14 protein-coding genes are annotated in these 17,226 nt (G+C 60.5%); 4 read left to right on the top strand and 10 right to left on the bottom strand.

Annotated features, from left to right (window positions below):
- Positions 1 to 105: 105 nt before the first annotated feature.
- From topA to P8H27_RS02735, 5 genes are all read right to left on the bottom strand, one after another.
- On the bottom strand, positions 106 to 2,715 hold the full coding sequence (topA, locus tag P8H27_RS02755) for a type I DNA topoisomerase (protein WP_289635085.1): 2,610 nt from the start codon (positions 2,713 to 2,715) through the stop codon (positions 106 to 108).
- 256 nt (positions 2,716 to 2,971) lie between these two features.
- On the bottom strand, positions 2,972 to 3,208 hold the full coding sequence (locus tag P8H27_RS02750) for a DUF1653 domain-containing protein (protein ID WP_289635084.1): 237 nt from the start codon (positions 3,206 to 3,208) through the stop codon (positions 2,972 to 2,974).
- A gap of 166 nt (positions 3,209 to 3,374) precedes the next feature.
- Positions 3,375 to 4,550 carry an acetyl-CoA C-acyltransferase FadA gene (gene fadA, locus P8H27_RS02745; RefSeq protein WP_289635083.1) on the bottom strand — a complete coding sequence of 392 codons (1,176 nt, stop codon included), beginning with the start codon at positions 4,548 to 4,550 and terminating at the stop codon, positions 3,375 to 3,377.
- A gap of 30 nt (positions 4,551 to 4,580) precedes the next feature.
- Positions 4,581 to 6,728: a fatty acid oxidation complex subunit alpha FadB gene (gene fadB / locus P8H27_RS02740; protein ID WP_289635082.1), complete on the bottom strand. Its 2,148-nt coding sequence runs from the start codon at positions 6,726 to 6,728 to the stop codon at positions 4,581 to 4,583.
- A gap of 576 nt (positions 6,729 to 7,304) precedes the next feature.
- Complete coding sequence (locus P8H27_RS02735) at positions 7,305 to 7,742, bottom strand: hypothetical protein (protein WP_289635081.1); 438 nt, start codon at positions 7,740 to 7,742, stop codon at positions 7,305 to 7,307.
- 86 nt (positions 7,743 to 7,828) lie between these two features.
- Here P8H27_RS02735 and P8H27_RS02730 point away from each other — a divergent pair, with 86 nt between their 5' ends.
- On the top strand, positions 7,829 to 8,269 hold the full coding sequence (locus tag P8H27_RS02730; RefSeq protein ID WP_172147499.1) for a universal stress protein: 441 nt from the start codon (positions 7,829 to 7,831) through the stop codon (positions 8,267 to 8,269).
- Between the two features lie 46 nt (positions 8,270 to 8,315).
- Here P8H27_RS02730 and P8H27_RS02725 read toward each other — a convergent pair whose 3' ends face one another.
- Positions 8,316 to 9,002 (bottom strand): DUF6901 family protein, encoded by a 687-nt coding sequence (locus tag P8H27_RS02725; protein WP_289635080.1) that lies wholly within the window; start codon positions 9,000 to 9,002, stop codon positions 8,316 to 8,318.
- Between the two features lie 61 nt (positions 9,003 to 9,063).
- Positions 9,064 to 10,983, bottom strand: coding sequence for an ATP-binding cassette domain-containing protein (locus tag P8H27_RS02720; RefSeq protein ID WP_289635079.1), 1,920 nt, complete (start codon positions 10,981 to 10,983; stop codon positions 9,064 to 9,066).
- On the opposite strand from P8H27_RS02720, the gene P8H27_RS02715 reads away from it, so the two are divergent.
- Positions 10,982 to 11,191, top strand: a complete 210-nt coding sequence (locus tag P8H27_RS02715; RefSeq protein WP_289635078.1) for a hypothetical protein — start codon at positions 10,982 to 10,984, stop codon at positions 11,189 to 11,191. The two genes, P8H27_RS02720 and P8H27_RS02715, sit on opposite strands and share 2 nt — an antisense overlap.
- A gap of 109 nt (positions 11,192 to 11,300) precedes the next feature.
- Positions 11,301 to 13,229 (top strand): transglycosylase SLT domain-containing protein, encoded by a 1,929-nt coding sequence (locus tag P8H27_RS02710; protein WP_289635077.1) that lies wholly within the window; start codon positions 11,301 to 11,303, stop codon positions 13,227 to 13,229.
- A gap of 77 nt (positions 13,230 to 13,306) precedes the next feature.
- On the opposite strand, the gene P8H27_RS02705 is transcribed toward P8H27_RS02710, so the two are convergent.
- Complete coding sequence (locus P8H27_RS02705; RefSeq protein ID WP_289635076.1) at positions 13,307 to 14,110, bottom strand: MOSC domain-containing protein; 804 nt, start codon at positions 14,108 to 14,110, stop codon at positions 13,307 to 13,309.
- Here P8H27_RS02705 and P8H27_RS02700 point away from each other — a divergent pair.
- Positions 14,109 to 14,594 carry a DUF1499 domain-containing protein gene (locus P8H27_RS02700; RefSeq protein ID WP_289635075.1) on the top strand — a complete coding sequence of 162 codons (486 nt, stop codon included), beginning with the start codon at positions 14,109 to 14,111 and terminating at the stop codon, positions 14,592 to 14,594. The genes P8H27_RS02705 and P8H27_RS02700 overlap by 2 nt on opposite strands.
- 31 nt (positions 14,595 to 14,625) lie before the next feature.
- Here the strand turns inward: P8H27_RS02700 and P8H27_RS02695 are convergent, their stop codons facing one another.
- Positions 14,626 to 15,561: a chemotaxis protein CheV gene (locus tag P8H27_RS02695; protein WP_289635074.1), complete on the bottom strand. Its 936-nt coding sequence runs from the start codon at positions 15,559 to 15,561 to the stop codon at positions 14,626 to 14,628.
- A 304-nt stretch (positions 15,562 to 15,865) separates the two neighbouring features.
- Positions 15,866 to 17,200 (bottom strand): ATP-binding protein, encoded by a 1,335-nt coding sequence (locus tag P8H27_RS02690; RefSeq protein WP_289635073.1) that lies wholly within the window; start codon positions 17,198 to 17,200, stop codon positions 15,866 to 15,868.
- Positions 17,201 to 17,226 lie beyond the last annotated feature (26 nt).

The raw sequence follows: 17,226 nt of genomic DNA, 5'->3' as shown, positions 1-17,226 counted from the left end.
CAGTTGCAGCCGCCCGGCGACGGTCGCAGCAGGCAAGCGATTTTTTCTCAGACTCTCAGGCCACTATACGCGCGCCTGCTGCCTGCAGACGCGCACCTTGTCCGATCAACGCTTGTCTTCGACCTTCCACTTGCCGCCGTCATAGAAGGCACGCCAACCGGTCGGCTTGCCATCGACCTCGGTCTGCACATATTGCTCCTTGGTCTTGCGACTGAAGCGAATCACCGCCGCGCGGCCTTCCGGGTCTTTCTTCGGCGCCTCACAGAGGAAGTGATACTTAGGGTCGATTTCATCCTTGTGCGGAATCAGCTCCAGCACCAGCGGCGCACGGGTTTCGCGATTTTTCGGGAATTGACTGGCGGCCAGGAACAAACCCGAGGCACCGTCACGCAAGATATAGGTGTCGTTGACCTTCTCGCACTTGAGTTCGGGCATTTTCACCGGATCCATCTTCGGCGGAGCAGCCTCGCCGCTTTTCAGCAGCTTGCGGGTGTTCTTGCACTCAGCGTTGGTGCAACCGAAAAACTTGCCGAACCGCCCGGTCTTCAGCTGCATCTGGCTGCCGCACTTGTCGCATTCCAGGCTTGGGCCTTCGTAACCCTTGATCCGGTACTGGCCCTGTTCGATCTCGTAACCGGTGCAATCCGGATTGTTGCCACAGATGTGCAACTTGCGCGTCTCGTCGAGCAGGTAGGCATCCATGGCGGTGCCGCACTTCTGGCAGCGATGCTTGCCCAGCAGCACCAGCGATTCCGACTCACCTTCATCGTCCGCGGCGATTTCATCGCCAGGCACCAGGTTGATGGTCGATTTGCAGCGTTCTTTCGGCGGCAACGCATACCCGGAGCAACCGAGGAAAACCCCGGTGGAGGCGGTACGGATCATCATCGGCCGAGCACACTCGCGACACGGAATATCGGTCGGCGTCGGCAGGTTGGCACGCATGCCGTTATCGCTGGCTTCGGCCACTTCGAGTTTCTTCTTGAAGTCGCCGTAGAACTCATCGAGCACATGCTTCCACTCGCGCTCGCCTTGGGCCACATCGTCCAGGTGTTCTTCCATGCCGGCGGTAAAGCCGTAGTCCATCAGGTTGGAGAAGCTTTCGCTCAGGCGCCCGGTGACGATGTCGCCCATCTTTTCCGAATAGAAACGCCGATTGTGCAGGGCGACGTAGCCACGATCCTGAATGGTCGAAATGATTGCCGCATAGGTCGACGGACGACCGATACCACGCTTCTCCATCTCCTTGACCAGACTGGCTTCCGAATAGCGCGCCGGCGGTTTGGTGAAGTGCTGGCTCGGGTCGAGTTGGAGCAGCTTGAGCAGATCGCCCTGGGCCATGTCCGGCAACACGTCGTCATCGCCCGGCTTGCTCATTTGCGGCAATACCCGGGTGTAACCGTCGAATTTGAGGATGCGGCCCTTGGCGCGCAACTCGAACTGCGCGGCGGTCACGGTCACGGTGGTCGACAGGTACTCGGCAGGCGGCATCTGGCACGCCACGAACTGGCGCCAGATCAGCTCATACAGACGTTCGGCGTCACGCTCCATGCCGGTTAGCTGGGTCGGCTTGAGGTTGACCTCGGACGGACGAATCGCCTCATGCGCCTCCTGCGCTCCTTCCTTGCTGCTGTAGGCAATCGGGTTGGCCGGCAGGTATTTCTTGCCGAACTCGCCTTCGATGAAATCGCGCACCATGCCCACGGCATCGGCCGACAGGTTGGTCGAGTCGGTACGCATGTAGGTGATGTAACCGGCCTCGTACAGGCGCTGGGCCATCATCATGGTCTTCTTCACCCCGAAACCCAGGCGGTTGCTCGCCGCTTGCTGCAGGGTGGAGGTAATGAACGGTGCCGAGGGTTTGCTACTGGTCGGCTTGTCTTCACGCTTGGCAATGCTGTAGCTGGACGCCTCGAGCGTGGCCAGGGCGGCCATCGCCTGGGCTTCGTTCAGCGGCTTGAAGGCGGCGCCGTTTTCGCGGGCCACCTCGAAGCGCACATTGGCGCCCTTGGCCGTACCGAGGTCGGCGTGCACTTGCCAATATTCTTCAGGAACGAAGGCGCGGATCTCTGTCTCGCGCTCGACCACCAACTTCACCGCCACCGACTGCACCCGCCCGGCCGAAAGACCACGAGCGATCTTGGCCCACAACAACGGCGAGACCATGTAGCCCACTACCCGGTCGAGGAAGCGCCGCGCTTGCTGGGCATTGACCCGGTTGATGTCCAGCTCGCCCGGCGTGGAAAAGGCCTCTTGAATGGCCTTCTTGGTGATCTCGTTGAACACCACCCGCTTGTAGCGGCTGTCGTCGCCACCGATGGATTCGCGCAGGTGCCAGGCGATGGCTTCCCCCTCGCGATCCAAGTCGGTTGCGAGATAGATGGTGTCGGCATCCTTGGCCAACCGCCGCAGTTCTTCGACAACCTTTTCCTTGCCCGGGAGGATTTCGTACTTGGCCTTCCAGCCATGTTCGGGATCGACCCCCATGCGCGCCACCAGTTGGCGCTTGGCCTTTTCCTTGGGCGACAACGCCGGCACCTCGCCAGCAGCCGCCTTGCCCCGTTTAACGGGTTCCTTGGCAGCACTTGTCGAGCCGCTGGTGGGCAGGTCACGGATGTGGCCGATGCTCGACTTCACCACGTACTCGTTGCCCAAGTACTTGTTGATGGTCTTGGCCTTGGCCGGGGATTCCACGATGACCAGCGATTTGCCCATGGATTGGAAAATTCCTGAAATTCGATAAATGAAAGGCGGGAGACGCCATACAGACTGTTGAAAATAGTGCGAAGCAATAACTGGCGAGATGAATTCAACCGAAGAAGCGAAGTTTACATGCTGTAAAGAAGCATTCTGCGGCCGCGTTCAACGCTGCACGATCCAGCGCATGGTTTTCAATAGCCGGCCTGCGCGGCACCGCTATATATAGTGGCGTTCCGGTTGAGGTCAAGCGCAGCAATAGTGCGACTGGCGCTCAGGATCGTTCGAAAAGGCTTGTTTCGGCCTGAATCAAAGCAAAGCGTGGAACCATTTCGCCGTCCACTGCGACGCGCTCGCAAAACATCTCCAGCGGGCGCAGCCACAAGCCGTAATCGCCGTACAGCGCCTGGTAGACCACCATTTGCTGCTCTGTCTCGGAATGCCGAGCCACGCCAAACACGCGGTATTCGGGCCCTTTGTAGTGGCGATAAAGACCGGGCTGTAATTGCATCGCTATATTCCTTGAATTTTTTTCCCGCCGCCAAAAAACCTCCGGGAGATTTTTTCACGTCGCGTAGCGACGGCCCGAAGGGTGGCCGCCATGGATGGCATGGCCAAAAACAAAAACCGGGGCACTAGGCCCCGGTTATGTGTCTGCGAGCGCCTTCGCTGATCAACTAAAGGCGTTCGAAGACCGTGCTGATGCCTTGGCCAAGACCGATACACATGGTGGACACACCAAACGTACCGCCATTTTGCTTCATCACGTTCAACAGGGTACCGGAGATACGCGCACCGGAACAACCGAAGGGGTGGCCCAGGGCAATGGCGCCGCCGTGCAGGTTGACCTTCTCTTCCATCTTGTCGAGCACTTTCAGATCCTTCAGCACCGGCAGAGCCTGGGCGGCGAAGGCTTCGTTAAGCTCGAAGAAGTCGACATCGGCAATCCCCAAACCCGCCCGCTTGAGGGCTTTCTGGGTGGCCGGCACCGGACCGTAACCCATGATCGCCGGATCGACACCGGCGACTGCCATGGCACGTACCACGGCCATCGGTTGAATGCCGAGGTCCTTGGCGCGCTGGGCGGACATGACGATCATGCAGGAAGCGCCGTCGGTGATCTGCGAGGAAGTACCCGCCGTCACGGTGCCGCCCTTAGGATTGAACGCCGGCTTCAGCGCAGCCAGGCTTGCCAGGGTGGTCTCCGGACGAATGGTTTCGTCGTAGTCGAACATCTTCAGGAAGCCGTTCTCGTCGTAGCCTTGCATCGGGATGATTTCATCCTTGAACTTGCCTTCGACGGTGGCCTTGTGCGCCAGACGGTGCGAACGCTCACCGAAGGCATCCTGCTGCTCGCGGCTGATGCCGTGCATCTTGCCGAGCATTTCCGCGGTCAGCCCCATCATGCCCGACGCCTTGGCGGCGTACAGCGACAGATGCGGGTTCGGGTCGACGCCGTGCATCATGCCGACGTGGCCCATGTGCTCCACACCGCCGATGACGAACACGTCGCCGTTGCCGGTCTGAATCGCCTGCACGGCAGTGTGCAGGGCGCTCATGGAGGAACCACACAGGCGGCTGACCGTCTGCGCAGCACTGGTGTGCGGGATCTGGGTCATCAGCGACGCCATGCGCGCGATGTTCCAGCCCTGCTCCAGGGTCTGGTTGACGCAGCCCCAGATCACGTCTTCCACTTCGGCCGGATCGACCTTGGTGTTACGTGTCAGCAAGCCGCTGATCAGGTTGGCCGACAGGGTTTCGGCACGGGTGTTGCGGTGCATGCCGCCCTTGGAACGCCCCATCGGGGTGCGACCGAAGTCGACGATCACTGCATCTCTAGGATTCAGGCTCATAAATTCACTCTCGCTCTAGTCTGTGCGCGATTAACCGAAAAACTTCTGGCCGTTGGCGGCCATTTCGCGAAGCTTGGCAGTCGGGGTGTACAGCGCGCCCAGATCGGCGTACTTGTCGGCCAGGGCCACGAATTCGGCGACACCGATGCTGTCGATGTAACGTAGCGCACCACCGCGGAACGGCGGGAAGCCGATGCCGTAGATCAGGCCCATATCGGCCTCGGCAGCAGTTTCGACGATGCCATCTTCCAGGCAGCGGACAGTTTCCATGCACAGCGGGATCATCAGGCAGTTGATGATGTCCTCGTCGCTGACTTCACGCTGCTCGAAAACGATAGGTGCCAACACTTCCTGAACGCTGGCATCGACCACCTTCTTCGGCTTGCCGCGCTTGTCCATCTCGTAGACGTAGAAGCCCTTGCCATTCTTCTGGCCCAGGCGATTGGCTTCATACAGCGCATCGACGGCCGAACGACGGTCATCCTTCATGCGATCCGGGAAGCCCTCGGCCATCACGTCGCGGCCATGGTGACCGGTATCGATGCCGACCACGTCCATCAGGTAGGCCGGGCCCATCGGCCAGCCGAACTTCTCCATCACCTTGTCGATGCGCACGAAGTCGACACCGGCACTGACCAGCTTGGCGAAACCGCCGAAATACGGGAACAGCACGCGGTTGACCAGGAAGCCCGGACAGTCGTTGACCACCACCGGGGTCTTGCCCATCTTCTTGGCGTAGGCCACGGTGGTCGCAACGGCCACTTCGCTGGACTTCTCGCCACGGATCACTTCAACCAACGGCATCATATGCACCGGATTGAAGAAGTGCATGCCAACGAAGTTTTCCGGGCGCTTGAGGGCCTTGGCCAGCAGGCTGATGGAGATGGTCGAGGTGTTGGAAGCGAGAATCGCATCCTCCTTCACCGCAGTTTCCACTTCCGCCAATACCGCTTGCTTGACCTTGGGGTTCTCGACTACCGCTTCGACCACGATGTCGACGTTGGCGAAGTCACCATAGGACATGGTCGGACGAATGGCGTTGAGCGCTTCGGCCATCTTCGCCGGGGTCATGCGGCCTTTGGCAACACGGTTGCCGAGCAGCTTGCTCGCCTCGTTCAGCCCCATCTGGATACCCTCTTCACGGATATCCTTCATCAGGATCGGGGTGCCCTTGGAGGCGGACTGATAGGCGATACCGCCGCCCATGATGCCGGCACCGAGAACGGCGGCCAGCTTCACGTCGTTGGCGACTTCGTCGTAGTGCTTGGCTTTCTTCTTCAGTTCCTGGTCATTGAGGAACAGGCCGATCAGGCTTTCGGCGACCGAGGTCTTGGCCAGCTTGACGAAGCCGGCGGCCTCCACTTCAAGCGCCTTGTCGCGACCGAAGTTGGCCGCTTTCTGAATGGTCTTGATCGCTTCGACCGGGGCCGGGTAATTCGGGCCGGCTTGGCCTGCCACGAAACCCTTGGCGGTTTCGAAGCACATCATCTGTTCGATGGCGTTGAGCTTGAGCTTTTCCAGCTTCGGCTGGCGCTTGGCCTTGTAGTCCAATTCGCCAGAAATAGCGCGCTTGACCAGATCCAAGGCAGCAGCCTGGAGTTTGTCGGCGGCCACCACCGCATCCACTGCACCCACTTTCAGGGCGTCGTCCGCACGGTTCTCTTTGCCGGCGGCGATCCACTCGACCGCGTTATCGGTACCGATAACCCGCGGCAGGCGCACGGTGCCGCCGAAGCCCGGGTAGATGCCCAGCTTGACTTCCGGCAGGCCCACCTTGGCGCTTTCCGCCATGACCCGGTAATCCGCCGCCAGGCACATCTCAAAACCACCGCCCAGGGCGATGCCATTGATCGCCACGACAGTCGGCACATCGAGGTCTTCAAAATCACTGAAAATCTTGTTGGCTTCGAGGTTGCCAGCCACCAGCTCTGCATCCGGCAACTTGAAGTTGTCGACGAACTCGGTGATGTCGGCGCCGACGATGAATACGTCTTTGCCACTGGTGACAATCACGCCCTTGATCGAACCATCGGCCTTGATTGCATCAACCGACTGACGCAAATCGTTGAGGGTTAGACGGTTGAATTTGTTGACGGACTCACCCTTGAGGTCGAATTTCAATTCGACTATGCCGCTCTCAAGAGCCTTAACCGTGATGGCTTTACCTTCGTAAATCATCAACTGATCTCCACGGTATGGAAGCTGAACAATACACATCGGAGCCAACCAGCTAGCTACCCTACGGCACAGCCGTTTCAGAGCAACCCCTATAAGCCTGGCACACCCGCCGACGCGATAATCGGGCTGGATTGGCGTTGCTTTTTTTAAGCAAACGATCAATTCATACGCCCGTTTGATTTGGGTGTGCCCACCTTCAAGGAAAAGCTGCAAATTGTCAATTGGTCACGCGCAGCTCGATGCATCGGCAGCGGCCAGCAGCCAGATCCCTGAAGATTTATAAGGATATATTGAAGCGATCAGGCAGCCATCAGCGGCAATAAATGGCGATTAATCCAATCGACGAGCGACGCCTGTAAGCCCGCGCATAGCCGAGCAAAAATTTTAGGCGCCGAGCACAATCGTACTCAATGCGGACGAATCAGAACGCAGGCAGCACCTCCACCCGGCTCTGAGTCAGGCTGCATTGGCCATATGGCTCATCCGAATGTTCCGGTCGGCCTGACCACTTCTACAGCCTGGCGCTTGTGCCGGCCTTTGTGGGTTACCTGATCGAATGGTTTGCCGGAGTTCCACTCAAGCACGTGCCAGCAAGAAGCTGGCAATCTTCTGCAGCGCGTCGCCCCCCTCCCGCTCCCCCCAATATAAGGCAACCATTTGCGCCGTAGCCTCGACCTTGAACACATCGACCGGCAAGCCGGCCAATTGCGCTGCCAATGGCGCATCGCTGCAAGGCTCACGCCACTTATTCAGCCACTGACCGGGCTCGGCCTGCCAGTAACACCAGCAATCCTCATGTCCACGGCGCCGCGCTCGATGATATTGCGGACACTGGCCTGGCGGTTCCACAGCCAACCAATGCGGCCATTGCTCGCGCGACAACTGCATCGCCAATCCCATGCGCCGGGCTTGCAAACGCACATCCATCCGCCCACGCTGTCGCCGCGACGGCATCAGCATGGCCAGCGGGCTAAGCACAACAGCCAGAAGCAACAATATGATCCATATGTGCATAAATTTATCTCGCTGGTATAACCCTGTCACAAGCGCTCAATGCGGCCATACTTACCACCATCGGTCACCCTCAGAAGGAACCACCCATGCCTTACCAGCATATTCTGGTCGCTGTCGACCTAACCGAAGAATGCGACCCCGTCATGCAGCGCGCGCAGAAGCTGGCTTCGAGCAGCCACGCCAAATTATCCGTGGTTCATATAGTCGAACCCATGGCCATGGCGTTTGGCGGGGATGTGCCAATGGATTTGTCGATGCTGCAACAGCAGCAATTCGAACAAGCCCGCGAACGCCTGGACAGCTTTGCCGGCAAATATCCCGACCTGGGCGCCGACCAACGCCATCTGGCTTATGGCCAGCCACGCCAGGAAATCCACCGTTTGGCCGAAGAACAAGGTTGCGATCTGATCATCGTCGGCAGCCATGGCCGCCACGGCCTGGCCTTGTTGCTCGGTTCCACTGCCAACGACGTGCTGCATGGCGCGCCCTGCGACGTGCTGGCCGTACGCCTGAAGAAACCCGAGTAGCGTTGCTCACCCGGCAAATGAGGCGCCATGCCTCATTTGCCCGGCATCAGTCTAAATTGTCGCCAGCGCTCATCACCAACGGACGAACCTTCTGCAACTGGGTTTCCAGTGAATAGGTCATGCTCGATGACATCGAAAAGAACGTTAAAAAAGCCTTGAGGTTCGAGTCGCCTTCACAGGTGTCATGAATCCGCTGCCAGAATGCCTGATTGACCAACTGCAATTGCTGGAACATGCGCACCAAGCCCTTGAGTTCCCAATCCGCATGGCGTCCTTCACGGAAATTGAAATACTGCCGTGCCAGGTACAGCGAAACCGTGCGCAGGGTGAATTCCTGGTTATTGGCGAACGGCAGGTGGTTCTGCGCCATTGGCTTGAGCCTGCCCAACATGGGGCAGGCACTGGTCGCCATGATCACCCCGAGCAGCGCACGCAGCCCCTCTTCAAGGCCGGCCTGCTTGGTGTATTCGCGCTCTGGCGTGCGCACCCAGACCATGGCCTTCTTGAAGGCCGGCAGACCTTGGAAATCCTCGATAACCCGGTGCAGGTCGACCGCGGCCGGGCAATGGCTGAAGTCGTTCCTGCTCAGCGGACAATTGCTGCACTGCTGGTAGTCCAGGCGCGTCCAGTTCGGCGCCAGCTGGGCCTGAGCGGGGTCATACACACGATCCAGTTCGATCCTGTAACTGAACTCGTGATTATCGTCGAGACTAATCCGGTACTCGATGGCCATGCGTGTCTCCGCCAGACTTCTTGAGGTTCTGCTTAAGGATAATCAGCCGCGGCAGAAGAACTCAGCCTTCCAACTCGGCCCAACGCTCCAGCAGTTTATCCAGTTCATGCTGCTGGCTTTGCAAACGAGCCAGCACCTCGGCACTTTTTTCTGCGGATTGCTGGTAAAACGCCGGGGCGCCGATTTGCGCCTCCAGTGCGACGATCTGCACTTCCAGCGCATCGATCTGCGCGGGCAGCGCCTCCAGCTCGCGCTGCACCTTGTAACTGAGTTTCTTCTTCGCAACCGGAGCGGCCGCGGCCGCCGGCACAGGTGCAGGCGCCGCCTCGACCACGGCAGACGCCAGTTCGGCCTTGCCGGCCTTGCTTTCGCCAACCCCGAGCAAGCGCGGCGAACCGCCCTGACGCAGCCAGTCCTGATAACCGCCGACGTATTCGCGCACCTGACCCTCGCCTTCGAAGACCAGGGTGCTGGTCACCACGTTATCGAGGAAGGCCCGGTCGTGACTGACCATCAGCACGGTGCCCTTAAAGGTCAGCAAGACCTCCTCGAGCAGCTCGAGGGTTTCCACATCGAGGTCGTTGGTCGGCTCGTCCAGCACCAGCAGGTTGGCCGGCTTGCTGAACAGCTTGGCCAGCAGCAGGCGCGCACGCTCGCCACCGGACAAGGCCTTGACCGGCGTGCGAGCACGCTGCGGACTGAACAGGAAGTCGCCCAGGTAGCTCAGCACATGCCGGCTTTGCCCATCGATCTCGATGAAGTCGCGGCCTTCGGCGACGTTGTCGATCACGGTTTTTTCCAGATCGAGCTGGTGGCGCAGCTGGTCGAAGTAAGCCACGTCGATGCGCGTGCCCTCCTTGACGCTGCCGCTGCTCGGCTGCAAACCGCCGAGCATCAACTTCAGCAAGGTGGTCTTGCCGGTACCGTTGGCGCCGAGCAGGCCGATACGATCCTCGCGCTGCAGCACCATGGAGAAGTCCTTGACCAGCAACGGCCCGCCCGGATGGGCGAAACTGACGTTCTCCAGCACCATCACCTGCTTGCCGGATTTATCGGCGGTGTCGAGCTGGATATTGGCTTTGCCGGTCCGTTCACGGCGCTCGCTGCGCTCGACCCGCAAGGCCTTCAACGCCCGCACGCGCCCTTCGTTACGGGTGCGGCGCGCCTTGATGCCCTGGCGAATCCACACTTCTTCCTGAGCCAGGCGCTTGTCGAACAACGCATTGGCCACTTCTTCGGCGGCCAGAGTGGCCTCTTTGTGCACCAGGAAGCTGGCGTAATCGCCGTTCCAGTCGATCAAGCCGCCGCGATCCAGTTCGAGGATGCGCGTGGCCAGGTTCTGCAGGAAGGAACGGTCGTGGGTAATGAACAACACGGCGCCGCTGAAGCCCAGCAGCGCCTCTTCCAGCCAGGCGATAGCGCCGATGTCCAGGTGGTTGGTCGGCTCGTCGAGCAACAGCAGATCCGGCTCGGAGACCAGCGCCTGGGCCAGCAGCACCCGCCGCCGCCAGCCACCGGAGAGTTCGGCCAGGGTCTTGTCGGCCGGCAACTGCAAACGGCTCAGGGTGCTGTCGACCAGTTGCTGCAGACGCCAGCCGTCACGGGCCTCGAGGTCGTGCTGGACATGCATGAGCTTGTCCAGATCGGCGTCGGTGACGATGTTTTGGCTCAGGTGGTGATATTGCGCCAGCAGTTCGCCGACCCCGTCCAGGCCTTGGGCCACCACATCGAAAACGGTTCGCCCGTCGGCGACCGGCAGCTCTTGCGGCAACTCGCCGATCTTCAGCCCCGGCGCGCGCCAGACCGAGCCGTCATCGGGCTTCTGGTCGCCCTTGACCAGCTTCAACATGCTCGACTTGCCGGTGCCGTTACGGCCGATGATGCACGCCCGCTCGCCACGGGCAATCTGCCAAGACACCTTGTCCAGCAGCGGCATGGCGCCGTAGGCCAGGGAAACATCGGTGAACTTAAGCAGGGTCATGGCACGCCTCGACAATACAGCGACTGCTAAACCCGCAGGTAACGGCGGCGAAAGCGCAGGAGATGAACAGATATCTGCGCGTTTCAGCCCCGTTCTGCGGATGTTCATCAGCGCAAAAACTCATTTACCGATACCCGCAGGCGTCGACAAAAACTGGGCGCGCATTCTAACCGAGATGCGCAGCGAGTTTGCGGGCAATTTTCATTGAGGCGCCAGTCGGCAGCGCGGCTTTCGCCTGCCCCCGGCAAAAGGCTAAGCTAGAGGCATCAAGCGCCGGTTTTACCGCCGCCTCTCCCAATTGCTTACCCGGAAGTGTCATGCGCGGTCGCCTGTTTCGCCTGTTCTCCTGCTTGATCCTCTCTGCCGCGACAGCCGCAGCAGCTCAGGCTGCCAGCCTGACCCAGCAACGCCAGTACTATGACGAGGCCAAAGCCGCCCTGGCCAAAGGCGACAAAGGCCCCTATCAGCGCTACGCCAATGCCCTGCGCGATTACCCGCTGGAGCCTTACCTGGCGTATGAAGAACTGACTGCCCGGCTCAAATGGGCCAGCAATGACGAAATCGAAAAGTTCCTTGCCGAACATGGCGACCTGCCCCAGGCCAGCTGGATGAAACTGCGCTGGCTGCGTTGGCTGGCCGAGCGCGGCGAATGGCAAACCTTCATCAACCACTATGATCCCGCGCTGAACTTCACTGAACTGGACTGCCTGTACGGGCAATACCAGTTGGGCCAGGGCATGCTTGCCGAGGGTTTTGCCACCGCCGAGAAACTCTGGCTGGTCGGCAAGTCGCAACCCAACGCCTGCGACCCGTTGTTCGAGCAGTGGGCCGGCAAGGGCCAACTCACCGAAGCCATGCGCTGGAAGCGCGCCAAACTGGCTGCCGAGACCCGCAACTACGGCCTGGCCAGCTTTCTGATCAAGGGTCTGCCGACCCTGGGCAACCACGGCAAGCTGTTGCTGGAAGTGGCACAGAAACCACAAATCCTCAGTCAAACCGCTCGTTTCAGCCCCAACGACCAGGCCATGGCCGATGTAGTTGGCCTGGGCCTGCGCCGCCTGGCCCGACAGGATCCGGAAAAAGCCCTGACGCTGCTGGATGGCTATGCCCGACGCATGAAGTTTTCCAGCGACGAGCAAGTCGCCATCGCCCGCGAAATCGGCCTGACCCTGGCGAAACGCTTCGACGCCCGCGCACTCCAGGTGATGGCGCAGTACGACCCGCAACTGCGCGACAACACCGTCAGCGAATGGCGTGCGCGCCTGCTGCTGCGCCTCGGCCGCTGGAACGAAGCGCACCAACTGACCCGGCAAATGCCCAAAGAGCTGGGCCAGAGCAACCGCTGGCGTTACTGGCAGGCGCGCAGCCTGCAGCTGGCCCAGCCCAACAGCCAGGAACCGCAAGCGCTCTACCTGGGCCTGGCCAAGGAGCGTGATTTCTACGGTTTCATGGCCGCCGACCAAGTCAAGGCACCTTACCAACTGAACAACAAACCGCTGCTACTGTCAGCCAAGACGGTGCAAAAGGTACGCAACGCCGCCGGTATTCGCCGCGCCATGGAGTTCCACGAGCGTGGCCAGATCGTCGATGGCCGCCGCGAGTGGTATCACGTCAGTCGCCTGTTCAGCCGTGATGAACTGGTTGCCCAAGCGCGCCTGGCCTACGACATGGAGTGGTACTTTCCGGCGATCCGCACCATCAGCCAGGCGCAATATTGGGACGATCTGGACGTGCGCTTCCCCATGGTTCACCGCGAGCCACTGACCATCGAGTCGAAGAAGCGCGGCCTGCATTCCAGCTGGGTGTTTGCCATTACCCGCCAGGAAAGCGCCTTCATGGCCGACGCCAAGTCCCCGGTCGGGGCCATGGGCCTGATGCAGCTGATGCCGGCGACCGCCAAGGAAACCGCGCGCAAGTTTGGCATCCCCTTGGGCAACCCGAACAATGCCCTGCTGCCGAATGTGAACATTCAGCTCGGCGCCGCCTACCTGAGCCAGGTTTACGGTCAATTCAACGGCAACCGCGTACTCGCCTCGGCCGCCTACAACGCTGGCCCCGGACGCGTGCGCCAATGGTTGCGCGGTGCCGACCACCTGGCCTACGACGTCTGGATCGAGAACATTCCGTTCGACGAGACCCGGCAGTATGTACAGAACGTGTTGTCTTATTCGGTGATCTACGGGCAGAAGCTCAACGCGCCGCAACCACTGATTGCCTGGCACGAGCGTTATTTCGACGATCAGTAGGTTTTAGCTGCAAGCCAATCAGACTGGGGCTTAAGCAGCCCACCAGGCTTTTACTTGCAGCTTATGGCTTATGCCTCTTACTCCAACACCTCAACCGGCATACCGACCGTCAGCTCGCCGGCACCTTGATTGATCAGGTTCTGGCCGAAATACACCTCGCCATCACGGGCGCGGTAGGTCTTCAGAGTCGCCAGCGGTTCACGGTCGGCGCTGCGCTCGCCGGTCAGCGGATCCAGGGTCGGGATGATGCAGCGAGTGCAGCCCTTGGCCACGCGAAACTCAGTGCCACCAATGCGAATCCGCCGCCAGCTGTCTTCGGCGTAGGCCGCGCCGCCCTCGATCACCAGATTCGGCCGGAAACGCAGCATCTCCAGCGGCCGGCCGACCCGCGCCGACAAATCATCCAGCGAAGCCTGGCCGATCAACAGCACAGGGAAGCCGTCGGCGAAGCCGACCTTCTCTTGCGCACTGAGGTTGCCGGCGATATAGCGGGCGCGCTCGGCGGGCACATGCACCAGCCGACAGGGCTTGCCGATAAAGCGACTCAACCATTCCGCCGCCTCATCGCCCGCATCCGGGACATACAGGCTGTCGCTCCAGATGAACACCCCGCGCAACGCTGCATCGGCCTTCGGCAAGGGCACCTCGAGCGCCGGAAAGCCGGCCGCACTCAGGGTCAGGCCACCCGCCGCATTGTGCCGCGCCAGCAATTGGCTCATATGCGGCAATGCACGCTGGGTCAAAAAGCGTCCATTCTGGGCATCGACTACCATCCAGCGACGGTCACCAACCACGCCCAAGGCATCCAGCTGAATCTGGCTCAGCGGTTCGGCGATGGCAGACTTCAATGGGTAACGGTACAACTCGGAGAGACGTAACATGAACCAGCTTCCCGCTCGGCAAAAACCCCTTATACGAGTAACCCGGCGTACTCACAAGCCCGCGTTGGGTTTGCCCCTGCTGGTGCTGCTGAGCGCCTGTAGCGCCAGCCCGCCGGACAACCTGGGCGTACGCGACGGCCGTCTGGCACCCTGCCCGGAGTCGCCCAACTGCGTCAACAGCCAAACCGGCGACGAGGAGCAGCGGATCGAACCGCTGCCGCTGCGCGGTAGCCCGAGCCAGACCCGGGCACTGCTGGTCAAGCTATTAGCCGACGAACCGCGGGCACGCCTGATCGAGCAAGAGACGAATTATCTGCGCGCCGAATTCAGCAGCCAGGTGCTGCGCTTCGTCGATGACGTGGAATTCCTGATTGGCGAGCACGCCGTCGATGTGCGCTCGGCCTCACGCCTGGGCTACGCGGATTTCGGCGTCAACCGCAAACGCATCGAGCAACTGCGCCAACGGCTCGGCGAGCAGCAGTAGCGGCTAGGCTGGCGCTGCGCGCCGAGGCGCCCTACGCGGTTGTCTCGTCCAGCGCCAGGCGCTCGCCGATCACGTCGACCAGTTTGTCCGGCTGGAATTTGGAGAGGAAGTTGTCGCAACCGACCTTTTTCACCATGGCTTCGTTGAAGCTGCCGGACAGCGAGGTGTGCAGCACCACATAGAGATCCTTCAGGCGTGGATCCTGACGAATTTCGGTGGTCAGGCGATAACCGTCCATCTCCGGCATTTCTGCATCGGTGAACACCATCAACAGCTTGTCGGTCATCACCTCACCGGCATCCGCCCATTTCTTCAGCATGTTCAGGCCTTTCAGGCCGTCGGTGGCGACATGCATTTTCAAGCCCAACTGCGACAAGGTCTCGCGCAACTGCGCCAAGGCCACGCTGGAGTCATCCACCAGCAGCACCTCACGCCCGCGCGCGCGCTCCAACAGCGGGTCGGCCAGGCGCTCACCGGAAATCTTGGCGTTGTAGGGCACGATCTCGGCCAGCACCTTTTCCACATCGATGATTTCCACCAACTGTTCTTCGGTCTTGGTGATCGCCGTCAGGTAATGCTGGCGACCTGCACCACCGGGCGGTGGCAAGATGGATTCCCAATTGAGGTTGAGAATGCGCTCGACACCGCCAACCAGAAAGGCCTGCACCGACCGGTTGTATTCGGTGACGATGATGGTGCTGCGCTCATCCGGCACTATCGGGCGCATGCCAATGGCTTGCGACAGGTCGATTACCGGCAAGGTCTGGCCACGCAGACTGACCACCCCGCAGACAAACCGATGGCGGTGCGGCATGAGCGTCAGCTTGGGCATCTGCAGGACTTCCTGCACCTTGAACACGTTGATCGCGAACAACTGCCGCCCGGCCAGACGAAACATCAGGATTTCCAGACGGTTCTCGCCCACCAGTTGGGTGCGTTGATCCACCGAGTCGAGAATGCCAGCCATTGCGCGCTCCAAATTGTTTTATCGAGTCCAGTTACAGCAAGGGTATCGGCCAGGAGCGACAGCGCTGCAGCCAATCAGGCGTTATCTTGCACGAGCCAGCGCAACGGTGCCAGCCAAGCGCTATCGGCACACCCGCAGAGTAGCGGCGACCCCGCCGACAAATGCCCCCCGCAAAGCATTGCCTTGCGCTAAAAGCCGCAGCCGCCGGCTTTCCGGCCTCCGGCTGCGCCACTTTGCAAGTCATTGATCCCTTTGGATAACCAGGCAGCCTCGGCGGGCGACGATGCAGGCATCCTGCAAGCCGTCACCCGTCCTGATCCAGACCGGCCGCGCTCTCGTCTGGCGGCGGCTGACGGCGTGGCAGCCAGACGGTGAACGCCGTGCCTTTGCCAAGTTCGCTCTCGATCTCCAGACGACCGTGGTGCTTGGCCACAATGCTGTAAGACACCGACAGTCCAAGACCGGTGCCCTGCCCGACCGGTTTGGTGGTGAAGAAGGGGTCGAACAAGCGGGTCAGATGCTCCGGGGCAATACCGCTGCCACTGTCACGCACCCGCACGAACACCCAATCATCTTGGCTTCCGGTCTCCAGCCAGATAGTGCCCTGCTCCTCGATGGCATGGGCGGCGTTGATGATCAGGTTCATGAACACCTGATTGAGTTGCGAGCCCAGGCACTGCACCGGCGGCAACTCGCCATAGTGCTTGACCACCTCGGCCTTGAACTTGATCTCGTTCCAGATCACGTTGAGCGTGCTGTCGAGCCCCTTGTGCAAATCGGCCTCCTGCCAGTCGCCCGAGTCGATATGGGAGAAATCGCGCAGATCCTGCACGATCTGCTTAACCCGCTCCAGGCCCTGGCGCGACTCACGCACCAGATCGGCCATGTCACTGCGCAGAAAATCGTAATCCAGGCTCTGGTTGGCCTGCTCCAGCTTCCCGCGCAAGGCCGCATCCGGATGTTCGGCTACCACCGCCTGGTAGCTCTCGATCAGGCGGAACAGGTCGCCGACATAACGCTCCAGGCTGCTGAAGTTGGAATAGACATAACCCACCGGATTATTGATCTCGTGGGCTACGCCCGCCGCCAACTGGCCGATCGCCGCCATTTTTTCCGACTGCAGCAATTGCGCCTGAGCGTCTTCAAGCTTGCTAATCAGCCGCGCCTGCTCGCTCTTTTCCGCGAGTAGCAATTGATTGAGGCGCTCCAGCTGCAGATGCTGGGCAGCGGTTTCGGTGGCATCGGAGATGGTCAGGCAGACATATTTGACCGTGCCTGCGGCCTCGATCAGCGGCGAAAAGGTGCAGTCCTGGTACATCATTTCGGTCGAGCCGGTGATGGGCCGGCTGCCGGAGAAGCTGAACAGGTGCGGGCGTTGCTGCCAAGAGGTGAACGCCAGGTTCTGCAAGGCGAAAACCCCATCGATTTTCTTCTGTACCCAGAGCCGCGGCAACTCCGGAAACAACTCGAACAGCGACCGCCCCCTGACCTCGGCGCAGTCCTTGCCGCTGTGGATCGCCATGAAATCGTTCCAGAACACCACCCGGCACTGGCTATCGAGCAGCAGCACGCCAAGGTTGATGCTCTGCAGCACCGCCACCAACTCCGCGGCCAATGCTTCTCCTGGTGCAGACGTCATCTCGCATCCTTATTCCGATAAGGTGA

Source organism: Pseudomonas sp. sp1636 (assembly GCF_030376615.1).
In the GTDB taxonomy this organism is placed as follows: Bacteria; Pseudomonadota; Gammaproteobacteria; order Pseudomonadales; family Pseudomonadaceae; genus Aquipseudomonas.
The sequence above is the reverse complement of the archived record's forward strand: the minus strand, read 5'-3'. Positions and strand labels throughout refer to the sequence as shown.